Here is a 23465-nt window from a genome sequence, read left to right as displayed (position 1 = left end):
TCACTTCTATTTGAATTATGCATTTGCTACATAAATATAAAACAGGTTTAATTGCACTGATAATAACTATATCAGCAATGCAGATGGCTGTTGCGCAATCAGAATATCAACCTTATTCTTTTCAGTTTTATCAAAAATTTAGTGATGATCTGTACAGCAGGGATACCCGCATACATACTTCCATTGCACCTTATTTTGTTGATGACAGCTTACTAAAAAAGAAGTATGATTCCCTGATGAACGTGGGTGTAAAAACCCGCACCACCTGGCTTGGCCGCAAATTGTTTAATGAGCATCAGATTGATGTTAAAGGCAACAATTATACTTTATATGGCGATTTCTTACCGGATGTTTCTGTTGGGCGCGACTTTTCCAACCATGCTAATGTATGGAATACTACTATTGGTTATCAAATGGGCGGTAACGTTGGCAAACAGTTTTCTTTTTATGGAAGCATTTATGAAAACAAGGCTCAATTCCCTGCCTATATTACCAACGAAATAAACAGTACCTATTACATTCCAGGGGAAGGTAAAGACAACAACCCGGGGCAAAACGTTAAAAACTGGCTTTATACTTCCTTTTTACTCTCGTATACACCTGTTAAATATGTAAACTTCTCCCTCGGAAAAGATAAAACATTTATTGGCGATGGCTACCGCTCTATGCTGTTATCAGACTTTGCTTCTAACTATCCTTTCTTTAAAATAACGGCAACATTGGGCAATGTTAGGTACATGACTATGTATGCTTTTATGGATGATCCGAATGCCCCGCAAGTACCAAATAGTAATAGCACCCGTAAAAAATGGGCTTATTTCCAATACGTAGACTGGAACGTGAGCAAAAGGTTTTCTGTGGGACTCTTCCAAAATGTGATGGCAGTAACCCGCGACTCAACAGGGCAGCGACGTGGTTTTGACCCGAGCCTGGCCAGTCCGTTCATCCTTTTGTCGGTAATGAACAACAGCGAAAATGACCCAGATAAAAACCTGCTCGGCCTAACATCCAAATTTAAACTGTTTAACAAAACTATTATTTACGGACAGTTTGCCCTAAACGAATTCCGTGCTCAGGATTTCTTTAGCTCTGATGGCAGCTATACCAATAAATTTGGATTTCAGTTGGGTGTGCGTGGAGCCGATCTTTTCAATGTAAAAGGCTTAAACTACCTGGGCGAATATAATTCGGCCCGGCCATACACCTATTCATCATTTGATCAAACCAGCAATTACAGCCAGGATGATCAGCCATTGGCCGATCCTTTTGGTGCCAACTTCCGCGAATGGGTGGGTATTTTAAACTACTCTGCCGGGCGGTTTGATTTTCAGGGTCAGTTTGATTATGCCTATTTCGGTCTGGACCTGAATGGTGCCGACTATGGCCAGAATATTTTTATTTCCTACAATAAGGCGGTGCACATTTACGGCAACTACATTGGCCAGGGGTTAAGCACCAATTATTATTACGGACAGGGAAAAGTTTCCTACCTATTGAATCCTAAATATAATCTCCGCCTGGAATTCAGCGCATTATTCAGGGATGAAAAGAATAGCGTGTTTAACGCCAAAACATCAATGATCACTATTGGCTTACGCAGTTCATTCCGCAATATTTATACTGATTTCTAAGCAAAATTCATTTTATAAGCTGAGCCACACGTGCACCAGATGGCACACATGGCTCAGTTTAATTATTTAATCGCTATCCATTTTTCAGGAAGGTTCCATCCGCTTATGGCTACCTGTGCATTCGTAACCGGCAGATTATAATCTATCGTTACCTTTTTCACTTCACCAGGTAAAACAGATACATAGTTATCCGAATAAAATACAGGAAGTATCCTCTTTTTTGTTACCGGATTAACTAATGACAACCTGTTAAAAAAGGCAACAGGGGCATTTTTGTTATTGCTCAACGTAACTTCAACCTTCCCTTTTGTAATTTGTTTGGCTGATACAGATAGCTGTGCCGGTTTCATTTGCTGCAGGCCCGAATAGTTGCCGGTGTTATCAGGCAACCAGTAAAAATTGTCGCTGATGATCTTATTATTCGGATCAATTAACCGCAATGATAAAAACACACCTTTACTGTTACTTGCTTCTGCAACCGCTTTTTGTATGTTGGTAACAGCTGCTGAACCTGTTGCGATTGAATCTTTATAGATTTTTGCCAATGAAGTTTCTGCTCCATTAATATCAAATAGCTTTATAGAAACAGTGATTTTCTGTTTAGCCTTAAAGGTGTTGTTAACCGTGCTTACCGTACCATCAATGGCATTGTACATAATATGTACCGGTTCGCTTCCGCTGTGTAAACCATATAAACAAGCATTAGGGTCAAGGTAATAATCGTACATCTGCCCGCGCATGGCTGTCCACGGGTTTTGTGTTTTCCAGATAATTACACCGGTATACCAATCCCACATATGCGAACTAAAACCTTCCATTAAACCGCGGTACTGATCGTAATTTACCAGTTGTGCTTTTGCTGCAAAGTCTGCAACATCTTTAGGTTTGCCATAATTATCGGTATAGTGATACCCGATATAAGTATGGTACTCCCAAACAGAATCATACTTCACCTTATTTTTACCGTTCTCTTCTTCCGGAATCACCAGATTAGCTGCCGGGATAAATCTTTTTAATGATTCAATATCGCCTATCCCTACTGAACCTACTTCCGAGTTAAAAGGATAAGTTCTGTGCTGCCAGAAGGTTGACAAAGGTTGGATACCGTAAGGCCCATCACTGTTTACACCGGTTGAATCCTGCGACATGGCTGTCGAATTAGAAAAATCAACAAACCAGCGTGTATTATCCAGCTTAGGCATAATGGTATCGCGTATAGCAGCTAAAATATCATCAGGCGGGGTAATTTCATTGCCACCGCACCAAATGGCTAATGAGGCATAATTGCGCAGCATTTTTACCTGATCTTTTACCGATTCTAAAAACAGCGGATGGTTATCGGGATATTTACGGCGCGTAGCCTGATCTTCCAGCTTCATTGGGTCAACCCAGCGGCCATTACAATCGCCCGATCCCCACATATCCTGAAATACCAGGATCCCGTATTTATCACAGGCTTCATAAAATTCAGGTCTTTCGGTTAAACCACCGCCCCAAACCCTTATCAGGTTAAGGTTCATATCGCGGTGAAAACGCACTTCAGCATCATAACGTTCTTTCGAAAGGCGCAATAACTCATCTGATACAATCCAGTTGCCGCCTTTTACAAAAATCTTTTGCCCGTTAACATTGGTTTGCCTGCTGCGGGTATGCGCGTTCCACTCAGAAGTAAGCTCGCGTACCCCAACTTCAATATTCTTTTTGTCGGATAATTGATTACCAGCCGTTACAAACTGGAGTTGCAGATTATATAAATTTTGAGGGCCATAACCATTGGGCCACCACAATTTAGGGTTCTTTAAGCTATAATCAGCCAATTGAACAGTTTGTGTAGCATTGGGTTTAAGGGTCACTTTTTTGGCAACCGGAACGCCGTCTAAATTATATTTTAAAACACCGGTTACGGTTTTATTGGTAGCGTTTTGTAAGTCAGCCGATACTTTTATAATAGCTGGCTGCTGTACGCCTTCAACCTGCCTTACCCCCGGAACAAGGGTAATTACATGCGGATCAATAATTTTTACTGCCCCGGTTTTCTCTATTGTCACCTTATCCCAGATGCCGGTATTTCTATCGCCGATAGCTTTTATCCAGTCCCAGCCTGCGGTATATTGCAAACTTACATTGCGGGCTATGGTACCATCGCCTCCCTGGCCGCCATTAGGGTTACCCACTACATCTACCGGATAAACAATTACCGCTAAACGGTTATTGCCACTTTTGGCAAGCCATGAGGTAATGTTATAATTTGCGCGTAAAAACATACCTTCGTGGCTCCTCACATTAAGTTTATGTCCGTTTAAAAAAACATCAAAACTATAGTTAACTCCTCTAAAATTCAGGTAAACCTGCTGGCTGCCTGTTGCCGGTAATTCTTTAAAATCCTTTACAAACCAATAGGTATAATAATCCCTGCCGGTTTTATAAATCTCAGGGATCAGCTTGTTATTCATCCCATAAAATGGATCTGGAATCTGTTTATTGGCAATTTGTGAGGTTAAAACCGTACCCGGAACAACGGCAGGATACCATCCTTTAAGGGAGTAATTTAATGCCGAAATAGCTTCGCCTTTGTCGCCAACTGTTTTGATGGGCGCATATTTCCAGCCGCTGTTTAATTCATAAACAGTTTGGGCCGATGATTTTTGGATGCCGATAAATAAAAGGGTCAGCAAAAAAACAGATTTTAAAGAAACACTCAATTTGGAAAGATGATTGCGAAGATGATGCATCAGTTGTGAATTCGGATGATTAATAAATGTACATATCCATTGGAGGATCAGTGCCAAATATAATTAAAATGTTAAAATAGTATTGATGTGAGTTGTAACAAATAAAGCCCCCTCTATATCTCCCCCGGAAGGGGAGACTTTAGCTTCATCAGCGCTTATTTTAAGTCCTCCCTACCGGGGAGGATTATTCATAGCTTGTTTTATTTAAAAAGGCATTCATGAAGGCTTCGCCGTTTAGGAGGGGCTAACTCTCAACCTGTACTGCTTCACCAGCCTGAAAGTTTTAAGCAGCGAAAAAGTAATCACTCCGGTAAATAACGCGGCTATAAGGGCCAGGGTAAAACTGCCGTAAACGTATTGTAATAGATGGCTGTTGATGTTTTTGAATGACAGATTTGCATCACTACCACCCACACAGTACCGCCCAACCTTAAAGCTTAACCATATAATTACCGGGAAAATGGCAGGAAAACTCACCTGCGAAAAAACAATCACCAATGCCTTGTTCAGCTTAAAAGTTACTGCCAGAAAAATAGCTGTAATGGTTTGAAAACCCCAGATAGGAATTATCCCCATAAAGATGCCAAACGCTGCGGAAAAAGCTTTCAACTCGTCCGATTGGTCTGGGCTATAAAGTTGCGCAACTATCCTACTCCATGTTTTTTTTGCAAACAGGGTTTTAATTTGTTTAAGGATATTGGCGATAAGTAATTGCATTACAGCTCAGTAACACAAAAATAGTTTTGCTATAAAACCTGTACATAGCAATAGTATTAAACTTTTGTTAATAACCGTGAGTGGAGTTAAATCAATATCCCAGCAAAATTTATTTGCATTAATTAGGATAAGCCGGTAAATTGCATCACCACTAAACCATCACAACAATGAGCACACTATCAACAGGCGCACAAGGATATGAAGTAATGATATTACAGCAGGGGCTGAATAGTATCAATGGCACCACCATAACTGTCGACGGCAATTTTGGCAACGGTACCCAAGCCGCCGTAATTCAGCTGCAAACCGCAAAAGGACTCACCGCCGATGGCGTGGTTGGCCCCGATACCTGGGCCGTTCTGGATCAGTTGGCGCCGCAGGGCATGGATATATCGCACTTTAATACTATTAATTGGGATACCCTTTCGCCGCATATCCAGTTTGTGTATTGCAAGGCTACCGAAGGCAGCAACATACAGGATGCCCAGTTCACCAACAATATCAACAACGCAAAAGGAAAAGGCATCATCACGGGGGCCTATCATTATTTGTCGTTCCAAAATACGGCGCAGGCACAAGCGGATAATTTTTTGGCCAGCGGCTTTGATTTTTCTGCTCCCGGCACTTTGCCGCCTGCATTGGATGTGGAAGAAACATCGGGCATTACTGCCGCTAACCGCGCCAGCTGCGTGCAATTAATCAGCGATTGGCTATCAATCGTATCCGCCCAAACCAACCGTACACCTGTAATTTACACCTATAAAAGTTTCTGGATTGATAACTTATGGAACCCGGCACAGTTTGGGAATTACCCGCTGTGGATAGCCTCCTACCAGGCCCAAAAACCCGGATTACCCGCAGGCTGGGCAAACCAAACCATATGGCAATACTTTGGCGCACCCGACAGCCCACCAACTAACATAGCCGACCTTGACCAATTTAACGGAACGCAGGCTCAATTGAAAACTTTTGCTTTGGTGGGGATTTAGGGGTAAAAAAGCTTTCCGTTATTTCAACTAGGCGGCACGCTTAATTGGGCGGGTGACAATAAATAGAATAATCTATATGAAACAAATTTCTAAGAAGCACCACTATATTCCACAATTTTATCTTAGAAATTTCACTAACGATGAAAATAAATTCCATGTTTATTTAGTTAAAGAGAACCGTTATAAGGCAAATGGCAAGCTTTTTTCTCCCGAAACACATTTTTTTGAAAAAAACGGCAATACACTATTTATCAAAGATGAACCAACAGATTTTTTAGAGACAGATTTTTACGGTGATTTAGACAATGACGTGGCCCAGTTATTCAATAAAATAAAATATTCAACCGAAGAGCGCCATGGGTTAACCGAAGCAGATATGCCAATGCTACAATTCTTTGTGGCTCATTTATTTTGGAGAAATCCAAGTAATGATGAATTTGTAAAAGACTTATTGCAAAGAAAAGGTTTAAGTGGGCTCGGACTAAATATAAGCGATACAAATACTAAACAAATTTTATTAAATTCTAAATTTGAAAAAGAAATAGTAGGAAACGAAAGTTCCTATAAGATAATTAAATATTGGTTGCCGTTTATTCTTTTCCAAAATTTAATCGGTAATAATTCTCCTTTGACTATCTTGCGTTTCAATCCTGGCGAAAAGCCATCGTTAATATCTGATAATCCATTGATTTTACGAAATCCCCAAAATTGTAATGTGTACAAAGATGATTTTATACTGCCGCTTAGCGGCGATAAAGTTTTAATCAGAACAAAGAAACTAAAGCCTCTATATCACAATATGGCTAGAGTTCTTATTGATCACCTGTTAATTAAACAGGCTAATAATTTTATTAGCACAACAGATATGCGATATATTCCTCAGCTTAATGAGATAAAAAAAGATATATCTATTGAAGAACTAAGGCGACAAGTCTTCGCATGTCTTGTTGAATAATGGTAAAAGATATAAGGTAAGGAGATATTAAAAAATTAAAATCTAAACTTCTCATTCCTGGCGCGAGTATCCGGGCAAGCCATAGCTTTGGCAATACTCGTGACTTATCTTTGATTTTATTGAATGACTTAACCAAAAGTATCTGTTCAAATTAAGTCACGAGTCTCATTTTCGCACACAGACCCGCGCCAGGACAATGGGAATAATTCCTTTATTTTTTAGTGAATAGATCTATCATTGATTGACATGCATTATTATCATAATGAAGACTTTTGGCCATTTCAAAATCTTTTATTGCCGCAGCGCTATGAAAATTATATCCTTCAACATAACCTCTTTCAAAATATAAGTATCCATTTTGTTTATTTAAATATATCAAACTATCCAGCAATTTAAGAGCTTGATCAGACTTATTTGTACGAGTCAATTCTTTGACGGTTATCCTCAGTTTCTTTTCATCAATACCATAATTATCCATTCTTTTTTTTGATGAGGTGTATTTGTTATTTTTATGACACCCCCAAAGTAAAAAAATCAAAATTATGAACATGTATCTATTCATTTTGTCTCTTTTAAATTCATTATTAATCTAGTTCACAAGTCCGAACAAGCCATAACTTTGACAATATTCGTGACTCATCAGGTTTTAAATGCCTGACCGGTGGATTACTCATTTTATGCTCTCCTCATAATCAAATCCCCGCAAATAGGAAATTTTCCATTTGCCATCCTCTTTTACTACTTTAAATGGTTCTCCAAAATCTTTCCAACTCGGGTCAGTTCTCGGATCAAGCTTCCCCCAGTTCCATTTTAATTCTCCTTTATCCCCACTAAGTTTAATAACCTCAACCTCCACATTACCCCACGGGAAATTATCCTGGCATGAACACCAGGGGCTTGAATCATTGGCAAAAACAAATGGGGGTAATTCATAAACATTCCAGGGTTCAAACTCTTTGTTTTTTATTTTTTTGTCGAGGGTTTGAATAATTTGATCATAGTTATTAATGAACTCTTCAGCAAAAAATCCAGTCTCTTTTAGTTTTTCAAGCGTCTGCTTTTCCTTGTCAAAATCAAATCCAGTACAAATGCTATCTTTACTTAAGATTGGCAGCAAATCAATTCCTTTTCCAGAATCGGCCCAGATGAGCATATTTCTGATGAGCGTCTGAATCTCTTCCTTATCTTTAGTTATCGTTTCAGAACTATCTTTTGCTGAAACTTTGGCCTTACTATTACTTGATAGTTTTGTTGTATCAGTTTTAGTTTTCTTCGATGCTTCGGATTTAGTATCAGAACTGCATCCGGAAAGAATCAGTCCAAAAATTAAGCTTAAAAGTATAAGGTTTTTCATATTTTATTTCTGCTGGCTGTCTGTGGTTCAAATCAGCTTTTCGTTACTTCTGTCAAGCGGCACACTTGACAGAAGTGGTTTAGTTCTTATCAAATAAATAATCTGTATCCAGTTTAATAGAAGTCAAAATATCATTATCGAAATAGTAATAATCAAAAATGCCCTCAAGTGCTGAAACCATTTTTATTATTTTGATTCCTTTTAATTTCTCAGGTGAAACTCTATTGAAAAAAATATTTATAAAATCACTTTTTGTAATACCTATCCTAATATTCTTAACAAGAATTACTTCATGATCATGAATCTGACCGGATACAATTTCATATGTCTTTTTTTCATCGTCATAAAAAAACTTTAAAAAACTATTTTTATAAGTCATTCTATAAAGTTTGTTGGGTGATGAGGCATCCGATGTGTCAATTTCCAAAGAATCTTTAAAAATTCTCAAAGCTTGATTTAGACTGCCTAATGTTTTAAATTCCCCAAAAGGATAAAATAAAAAACCAGCATCAGAGACAATTTCCAAAGTATCTTTTTTGATGTGAAGCTCATTAAGCTCTAATTCTTTTTTTGCGAAATTCTGTAAACCGTCCGTAGACCTTTTATCTTCTGTAAGTACAGATTTAGTGACTTCATTGCTGCTACTATCAGATTTTGTGGTAGTACTTTCTTTTTGTTTGTAAGTGCAATTTAAAAGCAACAGTGAAAACAGTAGTAAAATTCTTTGTTTCAAAACTTTCATGCTATTATTAAAATTATTGTTTATTAATTTCTCACCGTTCATAGTTCAAATTAGCTTTTCGGTACTTCTGTTAAGCGGCACTCTTGACATGGCGGAGTGGGATACTTTTGCCATCAAAACATGCATTTTTTAGCCCACGTTAGCCCAGCTTGGCCCACACAGTGGCATTAACTTAGTGATTTATAGCGATAGCGTGCTCCGCCCGGCCCGGCTTGTATTTTTTGTCCCATATATTCGCGGGACAAGGATACTGCATCCCCACTACCCTGCCCAGCCTTCCCTGTCCAAACTTCTGAAATGGATAGCTTCGGCTAAGTGTTCCAGTTGAATTTCGTCGCTGCCTGCCAGGTCGGCAATGGTGCGGGATACCTTCAGGATGCGGTCGTACGCCCTGGCAGAAAGGCCGAGCTTTTCCATTGCTTTTTTGAGCAGATTTTGTCCGGCTTCGCTTATTTTGCAAATGTCGCGCACCATTTGCGGGCTCATCTGGGCGTTGGCATGCAGATCGGGCTTGTTGCCAAAACGCGTAGCCTGAACATCTCTTGCTTTAATTACCCGGTCGCGGATAAACTCACTTTTTTCCGCCAGTCTATCTGATGCCAGCTCGTTAAAGTTTACCGGGGTTACTTCTACATGCAGGTCAATCCTGTCAAGCAATGGGCCGGATATTTTGCTCAGATATTTCTGCACCGTTCCCGGCGGACAGATACAATCCTTCTCTGGATGATTAAAATATCCGCACGGACACGGATTCATACTGGCCACCAGCATAAACGAGCTCGGGTAGTCTACCGTAAACTTAGCGCGCGATATGGTTACCCGGCGTTCTTCCAGCGGCTGGCGCATTACTTCCAACGCACTGCGTTTAAACTCGGGCAATTCATCCAGAAACAAAACGCCATTATGAGCCAGCGAAATCTCACCCGGCTGCGGGTTGCTGCCCCCACCCACCAAAGCCACATCACTAATGGTATGGTGCGGTGAGCGGAATGGCCGCGTGGTAACCAATGCATCCGCAGCAGCCAGCTTCCCTGCCACAGAATGGATCTTGGTAGTTTCTAAAGATTCGTATAAACTCAAAGGCGGCAAAATAGAAGGCAAGCGCCGCGCCAGCATGGTTTTACCTGCTCCCGGCGGACCGATCAGGATCACATTGTGCCCACCTGCGGCGGCAATTTCCAGTGCCCGTTTAATATTTTCCTGTCCGCGTACTTCGCTAAAGTCGCTGTCGTAATTGGTAAGGCTTTTGAAAAACTCTTCGCGGGTATTTACTACTTCGGCTACCAGTTGAATTTCGTCATTGAAAAAAGCTGCTACCTCTTTAATGCTTTCTACGCCAAACACTTCCAGATCATTTACTATAGCAGCCTCGCGGGCGTTTTGTTTGGGTAATATAAAACCCTTAAATCCATCCTTACGGGCTTGTATGGCTATGGGCAATGCGCCTTTTATGGGCTGTAAACTTCCATCAAGCGAAAGCTCGCCCATAATGAGGTATTTGTCCAGGTTTTCATTTTCTATCTGGCCCGATGCCGCCAGTACGCCAATGGCTATAGTAAGATCATAAGCCGAGCCTTCTTTTCTGATATCGGCAGGGGCCATGTTAACCACCACCTGCTGACGGGGCATCCGGTAATCACAATTTTTCAAGGCAGATTCTATCCGGAAATAGCTTTCTTTTATGGCCGTATCAGCCAGGCCGACTACAAAATATTTTGTCCCGGCCAAAATGTTTACTTCAATAGTTATGGTGATGGCCTCGATACCATAAACGGCACTTCCGAAAGTTTTAACTAACACAGTAATAAAGTTTATTTACAGCGTAAGTTATATAATTTACTTGAGGGATAAAAAATATCGCTAAAAACCTTCAGGTGCGATGTTATGGGCAATTATGAAGCAGGCCCCGAAGAGCCTGCTATTTAGTAGATTATGTATTAAAACTCCAATTCGAGCAATACCGGGCAATGATCCGAGTGCCTGGCTTCCGGCAGTATAGCGGCTCTTTTTATGTTGTTTTCCAGGGCACGGGTGGCCATAGCATAATCAATGCGCCAGCCCAGGTTCTTGGCTCTTGCATTGGCCCTGAAACTCCACCAGGTATAATTATGCGGTTCCTTGTTCATATGCCTAAAAGTATCAATATAGCCCGACTCAATGAAGCTCTCCATCCACTCCCGTTCCTCGGGCAAAAATCCGGATGAATTGGCATTTGATTTTGGGTTATGAATATCAATTGGCCGGTGACAAATATTATAATCGCCACATACCACCAATTTAGGGCATTGTGATTGCAGCAGTTCCAGGTATTTGCCAAACTCATCCAAAAAGCGGTATTTAAATGCCTGCCGGTCATCACCGCTTGAACCTGACGGAAAATAAACACTCATTACCGAAACATCATCAAAATCAACCCGGATATTACGCCCCTCCCTGTCGAAATCGCTGATACCACATCCATATTCTACTTTGTTAGGCGTTTTTTTGGTGAGGATAGCGGTGCCGCTATATCCTTTTTTTTCTGCGGGATACCAGTAATGCTCATACCCTAATTGTTCAATCAAATGCAGATCAGTCAACACATCCGGCGAAGCCTTAATTTCCTGCATACAAACCACATCGGCATCAGTAGCCTGTAGCCAGCCCAAAAAGTTTTTGCTCATTGCCGAGCGGATACCATTAACGTTGTAAGTTATTATTTTCATTAGCGTAATTTGTTTTTTAATGGCAATGAGGCTATCATGAGCTGTTTTATTAGTTTCGGTTTATGAGCGGTGGCTCATGATGGTTTCATAACCCTTAATCCCCTGAAGGGTAATTTTTTATAGTGATAAATTTAAGTTTTTTCTGAGTCTATCCAACCCCTCATTTAGAAGCTACGGGCGGGTAAAGAATCGCATTCAATTGTTTACACTCTTTTTTGCTAAGCAGTTCCACAGTCATGGGTACATCTTCCAGCGGGCGGTCTTTTTTATCTTTCTTTACGGCAGCAATACGGTCAACCATATCAATGCCATAAACTACCTCGCCATACACGGTATAGTTTTGATCCAGATGCGGAGCGCCACCAACAGATTTATAATATTCCCTTTCCCAAGCCGGAATTTTGTGCCCTTTTAAACGGGTTTGCTCTAAAGTATCCATTTTACCATCGGTAAATCGTTTACCCTCCACAATATAAAACTGGCATCCGCTTGATGCCTTGGTTGGGTTATCATCCCTCGCAGCGGCTAAAACACCGCGTTTATGAAAAAGGCTATCCCTAAACTCGGCAGGTACAGTATAGCCTACATCTCCATTGCCCAGCTCAGCACCTGGTTTGGCTTTACTTGTATCTTTTGAATCGGGATCACCACCCTGTATCATAAAGTTTTGTATAACCCTGTGGAATAAAGTTCCGTTATAAAATCCCTGCTTTACCAATTTAATAAAGTTATCGCGGTGTTTGGGCGTTTCGTTATACAAACGAATAATACAGCTACCATAACTGGTTTTTATGCGTACATATTGATTTTTAGGCCCCTTGGCAAAGGCGGTAAATAAAATAAATACGGCTAATAAAAGTGTTGTAAAAAGTTTCTTCATTCTTATAAAACGATTTAGATTAAACTACGCAGAATCATTAATTATTCTCCAGCTCCTCAAAATAGGTTATGATTAATGATTTAATCATAAATTCCTGTTCAAGCAGGGTGTAATTGGGTACGGTTTTTACTAATTTCCAATGCGGCCACCCATCCTGATCTAACCCCTCCAGCTCATAAAAGCCCATCATACTGAACAACTTGCAATTGGCAATATGCATCAACTCCTCTTTTTGCCTTTTACTGAACTTACGCGGGCCCTGACCAAGCTCCTGTACGCCTATTAAAAACAGCATTACCTTTATATCTGGTTTCTCATTATCAAACTCATCAGCAATGCGCTGCTGTAATGCATCCCATTTTAAATTAATTTCAGCAGGTTTCATATGGGCAAAGATACATATAGTTCATAGTTTTTGGTTCATTGTTCATAGGCTCAGCTTGCCAAAAATACTTTTCCATTGAAAACCAAATAAGACATAAACCGCTTCATTAAATAAAACTTTGTTGCATTTAGCAACATTGTTACAATATGACGGTCTTCTGATCGTTTTATTAATTACTTTTGCATAAAGTTGTAAAAAACTCATTAACAGGTTTGAAAACGAATAAATATCATATTATCTATTCTAAATTATTGCTTATCTGCTTCATTGCCGGGCAATATATGGTATTTGCTCACCAGCACAATATTGTTAATATCCCTGCAAAGAATTACAGCTATACTAAAGGCATACCGCATCAAACGGTTACTGATAAATGTTCCCTTTGTGATGTGATGCATCATAATGCTATGGTGATTAACAGCCAGGTATACTTTAATCCTACCAATGTAAGTTTCCATGTATTTAAAAATGTTGAATATGGCTTTACCAGTATTCAGCTCATTCTCTCCTGTGGACGGGCTCCACCCCTATCCGGTTATAAATCATAAAATTTAAAGCTAAGAGCTCCTTATTGAGTCAATTTTTGAATGAATTAAATCATTCAAAATAAATATGAGCAAATCATTCTAAGTTTATTTATAACGATAGGTTAGCCCTATCTCCAAAAGGTTCAAATATTTTAATATTTTCTACTTCAATACAAATGAGCATTAAAATTCAATCATATATCACTGCATTCCTCTTATTCATATTATCCTCAACGGCCATGGCGGCAGGAAAACTGTCGCCCGATGATGGTAATGGAACGCTTAAGGGTGTGGTAACCGATAAAAAGGATGGCCAAGCCATTGTTGGGGCAACGATAAGCGTGCCTGATATTAAAAGCGGTACTACAAGTGATGTCAGCGGGCATTATTCACTAACCGGTTTACCAAAGGGAATTCACCTGGTACAGGTAAGCTATATTGGCTATGCCACTTTTACACAGTCGGTTGACTTTACCAAAACCACTGTACTAAACATTCAATTGCAATCCTCATCTATTGAAACCAGTGAGGTAGTGATTACTGGCGTAAGCAAGGCTACTGAAATAAAAAGAGATCCAGTTCCAATGGTTGCTGTTGGCAAGGCTTATATTGATCAGCACTCGGCATCGGGCAACGTAATTGATGAGGTAGCCAACCTACCTGGCGTAAGCGCAGTTACCACCGGACCAAATATTTCTAAACCATACATACATGGTTTAGGCTATAACAGGGTAATTACTCTACAGGATGGCATCCGCCAGGAAGGTCAGCAATGGGGTGATGAGCATGGCATTGAGGTTGATCAGAACTCTATTGACAGGGTAGAGATCATCAAAGGCCCTGCAAGTTTAACCTATGGCTCTGATGCCATTGGCGGTGTGGTGAACTTAATTACTGCCCCTTCCGTACCTGATGGTAAAATATTAGGATCTGTACAAGGTATTTACGGCACCAATAATGGATTAATCAACGGATCTTTCAAATTACAAGGCAATAATAACGGTCTGGTTTGGGGAACGGTAATATCAGACAAAGAAGCCAAAGACTACCAAAACCAGCACGACGGAAGGGTTTATGCTACAGGTTTCCAGGAAAAGGATGCCAGGGCGATGATCGGCTTAAATAAATCATGGGGATCATCATATTTAAATGCTTCCATTTTTGATGATTTGCAGGATATTCCTGATGGCAGTCGCGATTCGATAACCCGTCAGTTTACCAAACAAATTACCGATGCAGATACCTACAGGCCAATTGTTCCGGAGTCAGAATTAAACTCTTATGCTATTCCTACGTTGCACCAGCATGTTCAGCTATACCGCATTTATGATAACAGTAATTTTAATGTTGGTGGTGGCACCCTGATTGTTAACCTTGGTTATCAGTACAGTCATCGAAGAGAATATACACACCCTGAAGACCCAACCATTCCCGGCCTTAACCTGGAACTAACCACTTATACTTATGATGTTAAGTACGATTTTGACCTTGGCAAAGGCTTCGAAACTACGGTAGGTGTAAATGGCATGTACCAGAATAACAACTTAGGTTATAGTACTGATTTTCCTATCCCGGCTTATCACCAGTTTGATATAGGCCCGTTCTTTGTATTGAAGAAAACTTATGGAAAACTTGATCTTTCCGGAGGATTAAGAGAGGACAGCCGTTCATTTAGCGGGAAAGCGGCTTATATTGATACCAGCAAACAGTATTTCCCAACCCTTTATACCGGCCCAAATCCAACCGGAACACCTAACGTTACGCAGCAATTTAGTGCGTTAAATAAAACTTTCTCGGGTACTTCTGGCAGTATAGGCGCTACTTATAATTTCTCAGATAGTTTCCTGTTGAAAGGCAATGTTGCCCGGGGCTTCCGTGCGCCAAGCATTGCTGAATTATCAGCCAACGGCCCCGACCCTGGTTCACAAATCTACCACGTGGGCAATAGCAGCTTTAAACCCGAATTTAGTTTACAGGAAGACATCGGTGCGTTTTTAACACTGCCAAATGTATCTGCAAGTGCCGAGTTTTTTGATAACAACATACAGAACTATATTTTTCAGGAACAAATACTGGATGCAAACGGTAATCCTGAAAGGGTAAATGCTGATGGTTCAAGTAACCCTAACGGCGAGTACAGTAAATTCACCTATGTACAAAGTAAAGCCCGTATTGCCGGTGGCGAATTTAGTTTAGATATTCACCCTGTTTCATGGCTGCATTTTGAAAACTCCCTTACCTTAACTTATGGTACTAACCTGGGTAATGGTGGCAAAGTTCCTGATAGTTTAAGATATTTACCTTTCATTCCACCAATGCACACTCACTCCGAGTTGCGCGGCACCTTTGCTAAAGGCGCGGGCAATTTCAAAAATCTGTATGCTTTTGTTGGCTTTGATCATTTTAATGCACAGGGACACTTTTTCTCAGCATATGGAACAGAAACTTATACGGGGGCGTACAATCTGTTAAGTGCAGGCATTGGGGGCAACCTGGTTGATAAAAATGGCAAAAAGGTAGTTGAACTATTTATTGAAGGCACCAATCTGGCCAACATCAATTACCAAAGCAATATGAGCAGGTTGAAATATTTTGATAATGCAACCGTACCACCAGGTGTACAACCCGGTATTTTCAACATGGGTCGCAACATCAGCTTTAAAGTTGTAGTACCATTTGATTTATCGGCACATCCCAAATCATAATTGATTTATTTAACGTTATAAAAAAAAGCGATGGTTTAAAACCCATCGCTTTTTTTATAGAATACGATTTTTTGATTAAAATGAAAATTTCAGAATTTCTTCAACCGATTTCTTTTCCTGGGTGCCCGAAATCATATTTTTAACGGTCAGCAACCCGCTTTCAATTTCTTCACTACCGATGATAATGGTATACGGTATATTTTTACCATTAGCGTAATCCAACTGTTTCTTCAACTTGGCTCCCGCAGGATAAAGCTCTGCATTAATATCCTTTTTACGCAATTCCTGTAAAACCGGGAATGCAAATTTTTCGCCCTCCTTATCAAAACAGCAGATCAGTAATTGAGTAGATTGACTGCTTGCCTCCGGAAACAGGTTCAGTTCTTCCAGTACATCATAAATCCTGTCAGCACCAAAAGAGATCCCTACACCTGTCAAACCTTTCAGACCAAACATCCCAGTAAGATCATCATAACGGCCACCGCCGCCAATGCTGCCCATTGCAACCTCATTAGTCTTTACTTCGAAGATCGCACCTGTATAATAGTTTAATCCGCGGGCCAGCGTGATATCCAATTCCAGTTTGGCAGTTTGGAGTTTACCGTTAGCAATATAATTGAATACTGTTTCTATTTCCTCGCAGCCTTTCAATCCGGTTACTGAAGTTGAAAGCGCAGTGCGCAGGCTTGCCAGCTTCTCTTCATTTGAGCCTTCTAACAAAATAACTGGTTTAATCTTTTCAATATCGGTTTCGGTAAAGCCACGCTCTATTAACTCCTTTATTACACCTTCAAGGCCAATTTTATCCAGTTTATCAATGGCTACAGTAAGGTCAATTATATTATCTGCCTTATCTATAATTTCGGCAATACCCGATAGAATTTTTCTATTATTAATTTTTATGGTAAAATCCTTTAACCCAAGCTTACTCAAAGCATCATCATAAATCAGGATAAATTCCGCCTCATTCAACAGTGAATCAGATCCTACCACATCGGCATCGCACTGATAAAATTCACGGTAGCGCCCTCTTTGTGGTCTGTCGGCACGCCAAACAGGTTGCACCTGGAACCGTTTAAATGGAAAAGTGATGTCATTTTGGTGCATTACCACGTAACGAGCAAAAGGCACTGTCAGATCATAACGGAGTGCTTTTTCTGAAATAACAGGAGTCAGTGTTTTCGAAGTAAACTCAAAGTTTTCTATCTTCTGCTTTTTGCTTTCTGCATCGCTCCAAAAATCACCGCTATTCAATACCTTAAATATCAATTTATCTCCTTCATCTCCATACTTGCCGGTTAGCGTAGACAGGTTTTCCATTGATGGAGTTTCAATCTGTTGATAACCGTATTTTCTGAATACACTTTTAATCGTATCGAAAATAAAATTACGTCTCACCATTTCTGTTGGTGAAAAATCACGGGTGCCTTTTGGTACTGATGGTTTAATAGATGCCATTCGGCAAAGGTAATATTATAGTTTTAAAGGTTATAATGATTAAAGGCACTTGAATAACATAGATATCAACTGCAAACAGCGGGCATTTTTTCGGGTTTTAACTAGTCTTTTGTCATAAAACAAAATAACTAATAAAACCCCGCTGAATAATCGCTGATTCGCATAAATTTGGATACATGAACATTATAGCCCAAACGCCTAGTTTTGTAATCCGAAATTTTACGCCCGAAGAAGAAGCAACCTATTTATCCCTTTTTGAGGATGAAGATGTAATTGAACATTTACCCAAGCGGAGCTTAAAAGAAAACATTGCCATTTTTCATACAACACTAATCGACTACACCGAAGGCAAAGCTTTAGGCAGATGGGGAATTTTCAATAATGGCGATAATGATTTTATAGGCATTTGTCTTTTAAGAACCTATAACTATGAACCTGGCAAGGTTGAATTGGGCTATGTATTAAATAAAAAGTTTTGGGGCAAGGGAATAGCCAGTGAAATGGCCCGCATAATGGTGGCTTACGGTTTTACACATACTGGTGCCCATGAAATTGTTGCCGTAACCTCTTTAGGAAACACCGGATCACAAAAGGTATTGGAAAAAGCAGGTTTAAAACGCATGCCCAATTTTAAAAGAGATGGTGAGGAACTGGCTTATTTTAGGGTAGAAAAACTGGCCTGGTCTTAATTGGGAATGTACCTAACCAGGTTCATCATTTTAACATGCTTGCTATCAATCCTGTCGCAATAGGTAAGCTTTAATGTATCCTTGTTCAGGATGTATACTTTACCGCTATTGCTGTCATCAAAAAAGATATCTCCATTGCTTAAAATATTGCATCGACCCTCGGTATAGGCTTGTATTTTTAAATGATTCATCCATTTGTGATAGGGCGTGTCAATAACATTGGTTTTAAAGTTATAGGTATAAATATTACTGTGCCCGTATAAAAATTTCGTGTACCGATCATTCCTAATCACATCGTTGCCAAAAACCATTATACGTTCATCATCCATAAAACTACAGCTGTGCTGGTTAGTCCACGGGCCGGTTTTAAGCCATAAAATTTTATTGATTGATGGCCTGTACAAAAACACTGTATTTCTGTGCCTTAAAGAAATCAGCAAATCGCCTTTATTCCAGTATTTGGTATCCTTTGGTGCCGGGTCAACATCGTTTAAATGAAATGCATCATTCTCAAAAGGCCCAATCGTAATCAAATAATTATAACCGTTTTCATTAAGCATATCATAAAGCGATTTCTGAAAAATCACTTTTCCTGTATTGGTATTAACAAGCGTTACCGCATCATTTATCAAAGTATCTTTATGGGTTAACAGATACATGGGCTTTTTATTTACAATAGTGCCGCACGCCCAAACTGAGGTATCACTGGCACTTTCAATAGCATGGTGAAAGATGTGTTTATTTACCCAAACTATTTTTGAATGCTTATCTATCTTAAAAAGTAAATACTGCGTATTAAAAACCAGCGACGAATCTTTCAAAAGCACCGGGTGGAACAGCCTGATATTATTATGATTTATTTCGCCCATAACCGAGTATTTTAAAATACTGTCCGGGTTAAGATCCCAGTGTTTAACAATAATATTTCGTTTTATATCCAGCAATTTAATCTCCAGGCTTTTGTCTTTTTTAAATGTAGAGATCAAAAAACCACCATTGGGTATTTGAGCAGTATCAACCCAATAATGGAGCCCCGCTTTAGTTACCGTATCAAAAATATAACGGTCGTCTGTTATCCCCTCTTTGTGAATGAAGTTATATACTGTGGTTGGGAACGATGCAAAATCAATAACCGCATTTTCTACTTTTGGACTAATCCTATTGCCACCCAGCATACTGTAACGCACCAGCCATGCCGTAAGCATTAAGATGATTAAACCAAAATATCCGATCTTAAAATATTTGATCAATTTTTTCATTGTAAACCGGTCGGCTGGTTGTTAATATAGGTCCTTTTTGATTGAAGATCGTTATAAACCTCCATACATTTATGGTATACGTCTTCATTATATTTAACAGTTGGAAATGGCTTCGGGAAATGCTTATCAGCCATAACAACCGGTGTTTTTAAGGCAATAAAGCTGTTTAAATATTGGGCTATCATGGCTGGGTGCTCACAAACATCTTCAAAAGCAATTAAATGTAAGCGCTCATTAAAATTAGCCAGCAAATAAGCATAATAGTTATACCAGTTTATCAGCCAGTAATCTATCCCGTTCTTATCACCCTCCAAACTTTCTTCGTTAAAAGAAAAGGGCTTTTGGTTCAGTCCAAATTCGTGATGACCCAGGTAATTCATATAATCAACCGCAAAACTATTCTGTCGTTGTAAACCTGAAAAATGAATATGCTGCCTTAATAACGATTGGGCATGTGTTAAGGGATCACGATACAACACAATAAATTTAGCTTCGGGAAATGCAGCCAGTAAAGGATTTAGCCGGAGTACATTGTTATTGTTTTTGCTTAGATAGCTTGTTTTCTGGCTGCTGTAAGCTATCAATTGAATGTATTTTTTATATTCCTCAATTATGGATAAATCAATTGAATGCGGAATTAGTTTGTCGGCTTTAATGTATTGATCATTCAGAAACACTTTCCAAAAATATTCATCAAATGCTTCCGGACTTTTATTATTCATCATGATGCCATCCTGATGGACACGTTCCACAAATGCCGATGGAGGGGTATTTGAAAAAGATTTCGCCAAATTTGGCATCAATAAAAAAGGCATATGCGCATAGGTTAATGACCCAAAACTACCGGTATTGTAAAGGGTATTAAACAACGCAGTAGTGCCTGATCGGGCCAACCCGCTTACAAATACTATCTCTTCTAAATTTTTAGCGCGGGCCTTTTTAAGGTAAAGCATTTGCTCCATCTCAAAACTTGTTTTTGAAACAAAATAATTAGCCAAATAGGTTTGATGCAATAGACTCGAAGCTTTTGAATAATTATTTAAAGGCATAACGCTTAACTAAAAAATAAACCACTGCAACTAAAACAACTAAAATATTGATGTATAAATTACCTGTTACCTGGTAAACGCTTTGATGCCTTACAAGCAGGTAGGCGCCCACTATTAAAAAGGGAGCCATTGTAAAAATAAGCTTTAAAAACAGCAGAAAAATAAATTTGAATTGCCTTACAGACTGTTGGATAATCAGTTCCGTTTTATCCTTTTCACTTACCAGCTTAAAAGTTATCTGGTAGCTTTCCTTTAAACTGTTAACCTGCTCCTTAAAGCTAATGCGCTCAAAAAGGTAACAGGATAAAAAGGTACAGACAACTATTAAGAAGTATATCATTAAGCTGCGTTTTTAGGGGTGATTTTGTTTTTAATGATATGAAAAAACGTTCTGATTCACTTTTTATTTTTAGAGGATAACAGAGTACTCAATTTCTTAAAAAAGTCGATAACTTTCCTTATCGGGTACCAGATAATAGCAATTATAAAAGTAAAAAGGGAAACTATAAAGGCTATAATAAGCGATAACAAACCACCGCCCATGCCGGGCCCAAGGTATAAAAACGATTTGCACCAGGCATAGTGATCAATGGAAATAAGTGCAGTTTGTGAAATCATTTTATATCAACATAAACAATCCTGGTAAATAAATACCTTATACCGGGCAATGCAAGGTAAATGTAGCAAATATCAATAAACACAGGGCATAAATTAAACCTGAGAAACTATCCGAATAAATTTGAGCATTACTACGTGCCGGATAATAACAAGTTTCAGTATTAGGGGGATTTTAATAAATATCGTTACTTAGTTGCTTTATAATAACCTGGCATCCTTCTTCAATCATCTTAAATACCGGCTCAAACTGCTTGTCGTCGTAGTAAGGATCGGGCACTATTTTATCGCCCAGCAAAAGCTTTACTTTTTCTTTGTCTTCCTGGTTACTGGCTTTTGCCAATACATCGCTCAGGTTATTCTTGTCCATCACAAAAATCCAATCGAACTCATCAAAATCACTGGTATTAAACTGGCGGCAAATTTGTTTGCTGATATCAATGCCATGCTCACGTGCAGTACGGGTGGAGCGGCGGTCGGGGCCTTCGCCAACATGCCAGTTACCTGTCCCTGCTGAGTCAACCTCCCAATCCAATCCCTGTTCATCAGCCATATGCTCCAAAATTCCATGAGCCAGTGGCGAGCGGCAAATATTGCCAAGGCAAACCATTAATATCTTCATTTTGAGGGTTGATTGAGTGAGTAGCTGACTAGGTTGATTAAGTTTTAAAAATAGCGATAGGTTTAAAACCCATCGCTATAGTGATATTTTTTAAGTGAGTGCTGTTTAACTTAATCAACAATTCAACCTAATTAACTTGTTTAACCAAATATGGTGTTCAGTATTCCGGCTAACCTTACCCCTGCTTTAAGCAGTTGTTGATTTACTATTTCAATATGAGTGAAATTGTATTTGTAGTTAAGGGTATCACCAGGTTTTATTTCGGTGTACAGTTTTTCGGCAATCTGGTTTGATTCAAATAACCACTGGCTGATAGGCTCTTTTTGCCATGCTGTACGCTGTGTCAAAGTGCTGTGATTAATCCATGTTGCATATTCTGTATAGCTCAATTGCTGAAAATCAATCAACTGCGAGTCCCAAACAGAATGCAGGTTAGTTGACGTACTAAACCAGTTTACTTTAAAATCATTACCACCTTTATCATCAGCATGTGCGGTATGCATCGGTTGGTGCACATCTTCAATAATGTGAATCAGCATGCGCAGGTAAAGCAATTTATTTTCTTTGCTTAAATCTTTCTTTTTTAATTCAGCAATTAAAAAGTTCAGCTTGGTATAGGCATCCACATTAACGTCGCGGTTTAAATATTCAACCATTTCGGGATAGCTGTATGCCTTATCAAAATCAATATAGTGCCATACTGATAAATAATTATATGTAGGGTCTGATTTAATAAAATCGGCCCAGTTACTGGCCATTGCAATTGATTCATTACCCAAAATAGCTTCAATAGCCTTACGGGCCTGCGGCGTTAAATAGTTATTGGCAATTTGTCCGCAAATACGGTGGCCCTGGGTGCCCCAGGCCATAGATTGCAGCGGAAGATAGAATACCGCAACGACTAATAATAGTTTTTTAAAAAAGGTTTTCATTTTACAATGGTTTTGGGGTACAGGTTGTTTTTTTAATTAAACGTGCGTTTACAGGGATAATATTTGTGGTGCTGGCAAACTGAACCAAAGAATCTGCCTTTTTACTTACTTTAAAAAACTCTTCATAATCACCTGATCTAAAACAGCCCTTATCATCTTTAAGGCTCATATCGGCATTACAAAACTGTCCTTTTAAATGCAGGGTATCGTTCTTTTGATCGTAAGTACCTCTACAATATTCTGTCCAGTGGCCGCTATTCATACAGCTATCTGCTCCCGTATTTACTTTGCTGAAAGAACTGATCGACACAAAGAAAGAATCGCAGCTAAATTTAAGATGATACAAGGAATAAGTTACCAGTTGTTTTTGTTTGGGGATAGAGTCCTGCTGCCATTCGCCCTGCAAATAACTTTCCCCTGGCGTTTGCATGTTAGGGTTAAATTTACAGGAAAAACTCAGGGCCCCAATTAAGGCAATAAATAAAAAGTAAAAGGCGAAAGGGTGCTTTTGCATTTATC

At 39.4% G+C, this 23465-nt stretch carries 23 protein-coding genes; 6 read left to right on the top strand and 17 right to left on the bottom strand.

Annotated elements, in window-relative coordinates:
- The first annotated feature begins 17 nt into the window (after window positions 1-17).
- Window positions 18-1631 carry a gliding motility protein RemB gene (locus JN11_RS14520; RefSeq protein ID WP_144913696.1) on the top strand — a complete coding sequence of 538 codons (1614 nt, stop codon included), beginning with the start codon at window positions 18-20 and terminating at the stop codon, window positions 1629-1631.
- Between the two features lie 62 nt (window positions 1632-1693).
- Here JN11_RS14520 and JN11_RS14515 read toward each other — a convergent pair whose 3' ends face one another.
- Together JN11_RS14515 and JN11_RS14510 are read right to left on the bottom strand one after the other, a co-directional pair.
- On the bottom strand, window positions 1694-4420 hold the full coding sequence (locus JN11_RS14515) for a glycoside hydrolase family 2 protein (RefSeq protein ID WP_246139014.1): 2727 nt from the start codon (window positions 4418-4420) through the stop codon (window positions 1694-1696).
- 177 nt (window positions 4421-4597) lie between these two features.
- The gene (locus JN11_RS14510) at window positions 4598-5080 is read right to left on the bottom strand and encodes a DUF2062 domain-containing protein (protein ID WP_144913694.1); all 483 of its coding nucleotides are present in this window, start codon (window positions 5078-5080) and stop codon (window positions 4598-4600) included.
- A 167-nt stretch (window positions 5081-5247) separates the two neighbouring features.
- Between JN11_RS14510 and JN11_RS14505 the strand changes: the two genes are divergently transcribed.
- Together JN11_RS14505 and JN11_RS14500 are read left to right on the top strand one after the other, a co-directional pair.
- Window positions 5248-6069 carry a GH25 family lysozyme gene (locus JN11_RS14505; protein ID WP_144913692.1) on the top strand — a complete coding sequence of 274 codons (822 nt, stop codon included), beginning with the start codon at window positions 5248-5250 and terminating at the stop codon, window positions 6067-6069.
- 76 nt (window positions 6070-6145) lie between these two features.
- On the top strand, window positions 6146-7024 hold the full coding sequence (locus JN11_RS14500) for a DUF4238 domain-containing protein (protein ID WP_144913691.1): 879 nt from the start codon (window positions 6146-6148) through the stop codon (window positions 7022-7024).
- 211 nt (window positions 7025-7235) lie between these two features.
- Here the strand turns inward: JN11_RS14500 and JN11_RS14495 are convergent, their stop codons facing one another.
- From JN11_RS14495 to JN11_RS14465, 7 genes are all read right to left on the bottom strand, one after another.
- On the bottom strand, window positions 7236-7502 hold the full coding sequence (locus tag JN11_RS14495) for a hypothetical protein (protein ID WP_144913689.1): 267 nt from the start codon (window positions 7500-7502) through the stop codon (window positions 7236-7238).
- A 192-nt stretch (window positions 7503-7694) separates the two neighbouring features.
- On the bottom strand, window positions 7695-8378 hold the full coding sequence (locus JN11_RS14490; RefSeq protein ID WP_144913688.1) for a hypothetical protein: 684 nt from the start codon (window positions 8376-8378) through the stop codon (window positions 7695-7697).
- Window positions 8379-8457: 79 nt separating this feature from the next.
- Window positions 8458-9162 carry a hypothetical protein gene (locus JN11_RS14485; protein ID WP_144913686.1) on the bottom strand — a complete coding sequence of 235 codons (705 nt, stop codon included), beginning with the start codon at window positions 9160-9162 and terminating at the stop codon, window positions 8458-8460.
- 219 nt (window positions 9163-9381) lie between these two features.
- Window positions 9382-10920 (bottom strand): YifB family Mg chelatase-like AAA ATPase, encoded by a 1539-nt coding sequence (locus JN11_RS14480; protein ID WP_144913684.1) that lies wholly within the window; start codon window positions 10918-10920, stop codon window positions 9382-9384.
- A gap of 137 nt (window positions 10921-11057) precedes the next feature.
- Entirely contained in the window at window positions 11058-11825 is a 768-nt protein-coding gene (locus tag JN11_RS14475) for an exodeoxyribonuclease III (RefSeq protein ID WP_144913682.1), read from the bottom strand.
- 160 nt (window positions 11826-11985) lie between these two features.
- Window positions 11986-12705, bottom strand: a complete 720-nt coding sequence (locus JN11_RS14470) for a peptidylprolyl isomerase (RefSeq protein WP_144913681.1) — start codon at window positions 12703-12705, stop codon at window positions 11986-11988.
- Window positions 12706-12742: 37 nt separating this feature from the next.
- Complete coding sequence (locus JN11_RS14465) at window positions 12743-13090, bottom strand: hypothetical protein (RefSeq protein ID WP_144913679.1); 348 nt, start codon at window positions 13088-13090, stop codon at window positions 12743-12745.
- Window positions 13091-13302: 212 nt separating this feature from the next.
- Between JN11_RS14465 and JN11_RS14460 the strand changes: the two genes are divergently transcribed.
- Together JN11_RS14460 and JN11_RS14455 are read left to right on the top strand one after the other, a co-directional pair.
- The gene (locus JN11_RS14460) at window positions 13303-13638 is read left to right on the top strand and encodes a hypothetical protein (protein WP_144913677.1); all 336 of its coding nucleotides are present in this window, start codon (window positions 13303-13305) and stop codon (window positions 13636-13638) included.
- Between the two features lie 218 nt (window positions 13639-13856).
- Entirely contained in the window at window positions 13857-16322 is a 2466-nt protein-coding gene (locus JN11_RS14455; protein ID WP_170227759.1) for a TonB-dependent receptor, read from the top strand.
- Window positions 16323-16397: 75 nt separating this feature from the next.
- Here JN11_RS14455 and hisS read toward each other — a convergent pair whose 3' ends face one another.
- Window positions 16398-17780: a histidine--tRNA ligase gene (hisS, locus tag JN11_RS14450; RefSeq protein WP_144913673.1), complete on the bottom strand. Its 1383-nt coding sequence runs from the start codon at window positions 17778-17780 to the stop codon at window positions 16398-16400.
- Window positions 17781-17956: 176 nt separating this feature from the next.
- Between hisS and JN11_RS14445 the strand changes: the two genes are divergently transcribed.
- Entirely contained in the window at window positions 17957-18469 is a 513-nt protein-coding gene (locus tag JN11_RS14445) for a GNAT family N-acetyltransferase (protein ID WP_144913671.1), read from the top strand.
- On the opposite strand, the gene JN11_RS14440 is transcribed toward JN11_RS14445, so the two are convergent.
- The 7 genes from JN11_RS14440 to JN11_RS14410 form a co-directional block, all read right to left on the bottom strand.
- The gene (locus JN11_RS14440) at window positions 18466-19728 is read right to left on the bottom strand and encodes an arylsulfotransferase family protein (RefSeq protein WP_144913669.1); all 1263 of its coding nucleotides are present in this window, start codon (window positions 19726-19728) and stop codon (window positions 18466-18468) included. The genes JN11_RS14445 and JN11_RS14440 overlap by 4 nt on opposite strands.
- Complete coding sequence (locus JN11_RS14435; protein ID WP_144913667.1) at window positions 19725-20777, bottom strand: sulfotransferase; 1053 nt, start codon at window positions 20775-20777, stop codon at window positions 19725-19727. The genes JN11_RS14440 and JN11_RS14435 overlap by 4 nt, the downstream gene beginning before the upstream one ends.
- The gene (locus JN11_RS14430; protein ID WP_144913666.1) at window positions 20764-21117 is read right to left on the bottom strand and encodes a hypothetical protein; all 354 of its coding nucleotides are present in this window, start codon (window positions 21115-21117) and stop codon (window positions 20764-20766) included. Before JN11_RS14430 ends, JN11_RS14435 begins: the two co-directional genes overlap by 14 nt.
- A gap of 56 nt (window positions 21118-21173) precedes the next feature.
- A complete protein-coding gene (locus tag JN11_RS14425; RefSeq protein WP_144913664.1) occupies window positions 21174-21395 on the bottom strand; it encodes a hypothetical protein in 222 nt (73 codons plus the stop codon).
- A gap of 172 nt (window positions 21396-21567) precedes the next feature.
- Window positions 21568-22014 (bottom strand): low molecular weight protein-tyrosine-phosphatase, encoded by a 447-nt coding sequence (locus JN11_RS14420; RefSeq protein WP_144913662.1) that lies wholly within the window; start codon window positions 22012-22014, stop codon window positions 21568-21570.
- Between the two features lie 140 nt (window positions 22015-22154).
- Window positions 22155-22946: a S1/P1 nuclease gene (locus JN11_RS14415; protein WP_144913660.1), complete on the bottom strand. Its 792-nt coding sequence runs from the start codon at window positions 22944-22946 to the stop codon at window positions 22155-22157.
- Window position 22947: 1 nt separating this feature from the next.
- Window positions 22948-23460 (bottom strand): fumarate hydratase, encoded by a 513-nt coding sequence (locus JN11_RS14410; RefSeq protein ID WP_170227758.1) that lies wholly within the window; start codon window positions 23458-23460, stop codon window positions 22948-22950.
- Between the last annotated feature and the right edge of the window lie 5 nt (window positions 23461-23465).

It is taken from the genome of Mucilaginibacter frigoritolerans (assembly GCF_007830615.1).
Classification (GTDB): Bacteria; Bacteroidota; Bacteroidia; order Sphingobacteriales; family Sphingobacteriaceae; genus Mucilaginibacter; species Mucilaginibacter frigoritolerans.
The sequence above is the reverse complement of the archived record's forward strand: the minus strand, read 5'-3'. Positions and strand labels throughout refer to the sequence as shown.

Excerpts from the sequence above, each read along its gene's own strand:
- JN11_RS14520 (WP_144913696.1), top strand. The coding sequence starts at position 18 with ATGCATTTGCTACATAAATATAAAACAGGTTTAATTGCACTGATAATA.
- JN11_RS14510 (WP_144913694.1), bottom strand. The coding sequence starts at position 5,080 with ATGCAATTACTTATCGCCAATATCCTTAAACAAATTAAAACCCTGTTT.
- JN11_RS14505 (WP_144913692.1), top strand. The coding sequence starts at position 5,248 with ATGAGCACACTATCAACAGGCGCACAAGGATATGAAGTAATGATATTA.
- JN11_RS14500 (WP_144913691.1), top strand. The coding sequence starts at position 6,146 with ATGAAACAAATTTCTAAGAAGCACCACTATATTCCACAATTTTATCTT.
- JN11_RS14495 (WP_144913689.1), bottom strand. The coding sequence starts at position 7,502 with ATGGATAATTATGGTATTGATGAAAAGAAACTGAGGATAACCGTCAAA.
- JN11_RS14490 (WP_144913688.1), bottom strand. The coding sequence starts at position 8,378 with ATGAAAAACCTTATACTTTTAAGCTTAATTTTTGGACTGATTCTTTCC.
- JN11_RS14485 (WP_144913686.1), bottom strand. The coding sequence starts at position 9,162 with ATGAACGGTGAGAAATTAATAAACAATAATTTTAATAATAGCATGAAA.
- JN11_RS14475 (WP_144913682.1), bottom strand. The coding sequence starts at position 11,825 with ATGAAAATAATAACTTACAACGTTAATGGTATCCGCTCGGCAATGAGC.
- JN11_RS14470 (WP_144913681.1), bottom strand. The coding sequence starts at position 12,705 with ATGAAGAAACTTTTTACAACACTTTTATTAGCCGTATTTATTTTATTT.
- JN11_RS14465 (WP_144913679.1), bottom strand. The coding sequence starts at position 13,090 with ATGAAACCTGCTGAAATTAATTTAAAATGGGATGCATTACAGCAGCGC.
- JN11_RS14455 (WP_170227759.1), top strand. The coding sequence starts at position 13,857 with ATGGCGGCAGGAAAACTGTCGCCCGATGATGGTAATGGAACGCTTAAG.
- hisS (WP_144913673.1), bottom strand. The coding sequence starts at position 17,780 with ATGGCATCTATTAAACCATCAGTACCAAAAGGCACCCGTGATTTTTCA.
- JN11_RS14445 (WP_144913671.1), top strand. The coding sequence starts at position 17,957 with ATGAACATTATAGCCCAAACGCCTAGTTTTGTAATCCGAAATTTTACG.
- JN11_RS14440 (WP_144913669.1), bottom strand. The coding sequence starts at position 19,728 with ATGAAAAAATTGATCAAATATTTTAAGATCGGATATTTTGGTTTAATC.
- JN11_RS14435 (WP_144913667.1), bottom strand. The coding sequence starts at position 20,777 with ATGCCTTTAAATAATTATTCAAAAGCTTCGAGTCTATTGCATCAAACC.
- JN11_RS14430 (WP_144913666.1), bottom strand. The coding sequence starts at position 21,117 with ATGATATACTTCTTAATAGTTGTCTGTACCTTTTTATCCTGTTACCTT.
- JN11_RS14425 (WP_144913664.1), bottom strand. The coding sequence starts at position 21,395 with ATGATTTCACAAACTGCACTTATTTCCATTGATCACTATGCCTGGTGC.
- JN11_RS14420 (WP_144913662.1), bottom strand. The coding sequence starts at position 22,014 with ATGAAGATATTAATGGTTTGCCTTGGCAATATTTGCCGCTCGCCACTG.
- JN11_RS14415 (WP_144913660.1), bottom strand. The coding sequence starts at position 22,946 with ATGAAAACCTTTTTTAAAAAACTATTATTAGTCGTTGCGGTATTCTAT.
- JN11_RS14410 (WP_170227758.1), bottom strand. The coding sequence starts at position 23,460 with ATGCAAAAGCACCCTTTCGCCTTTTACTTTTTATTTATTGCCTTAATT.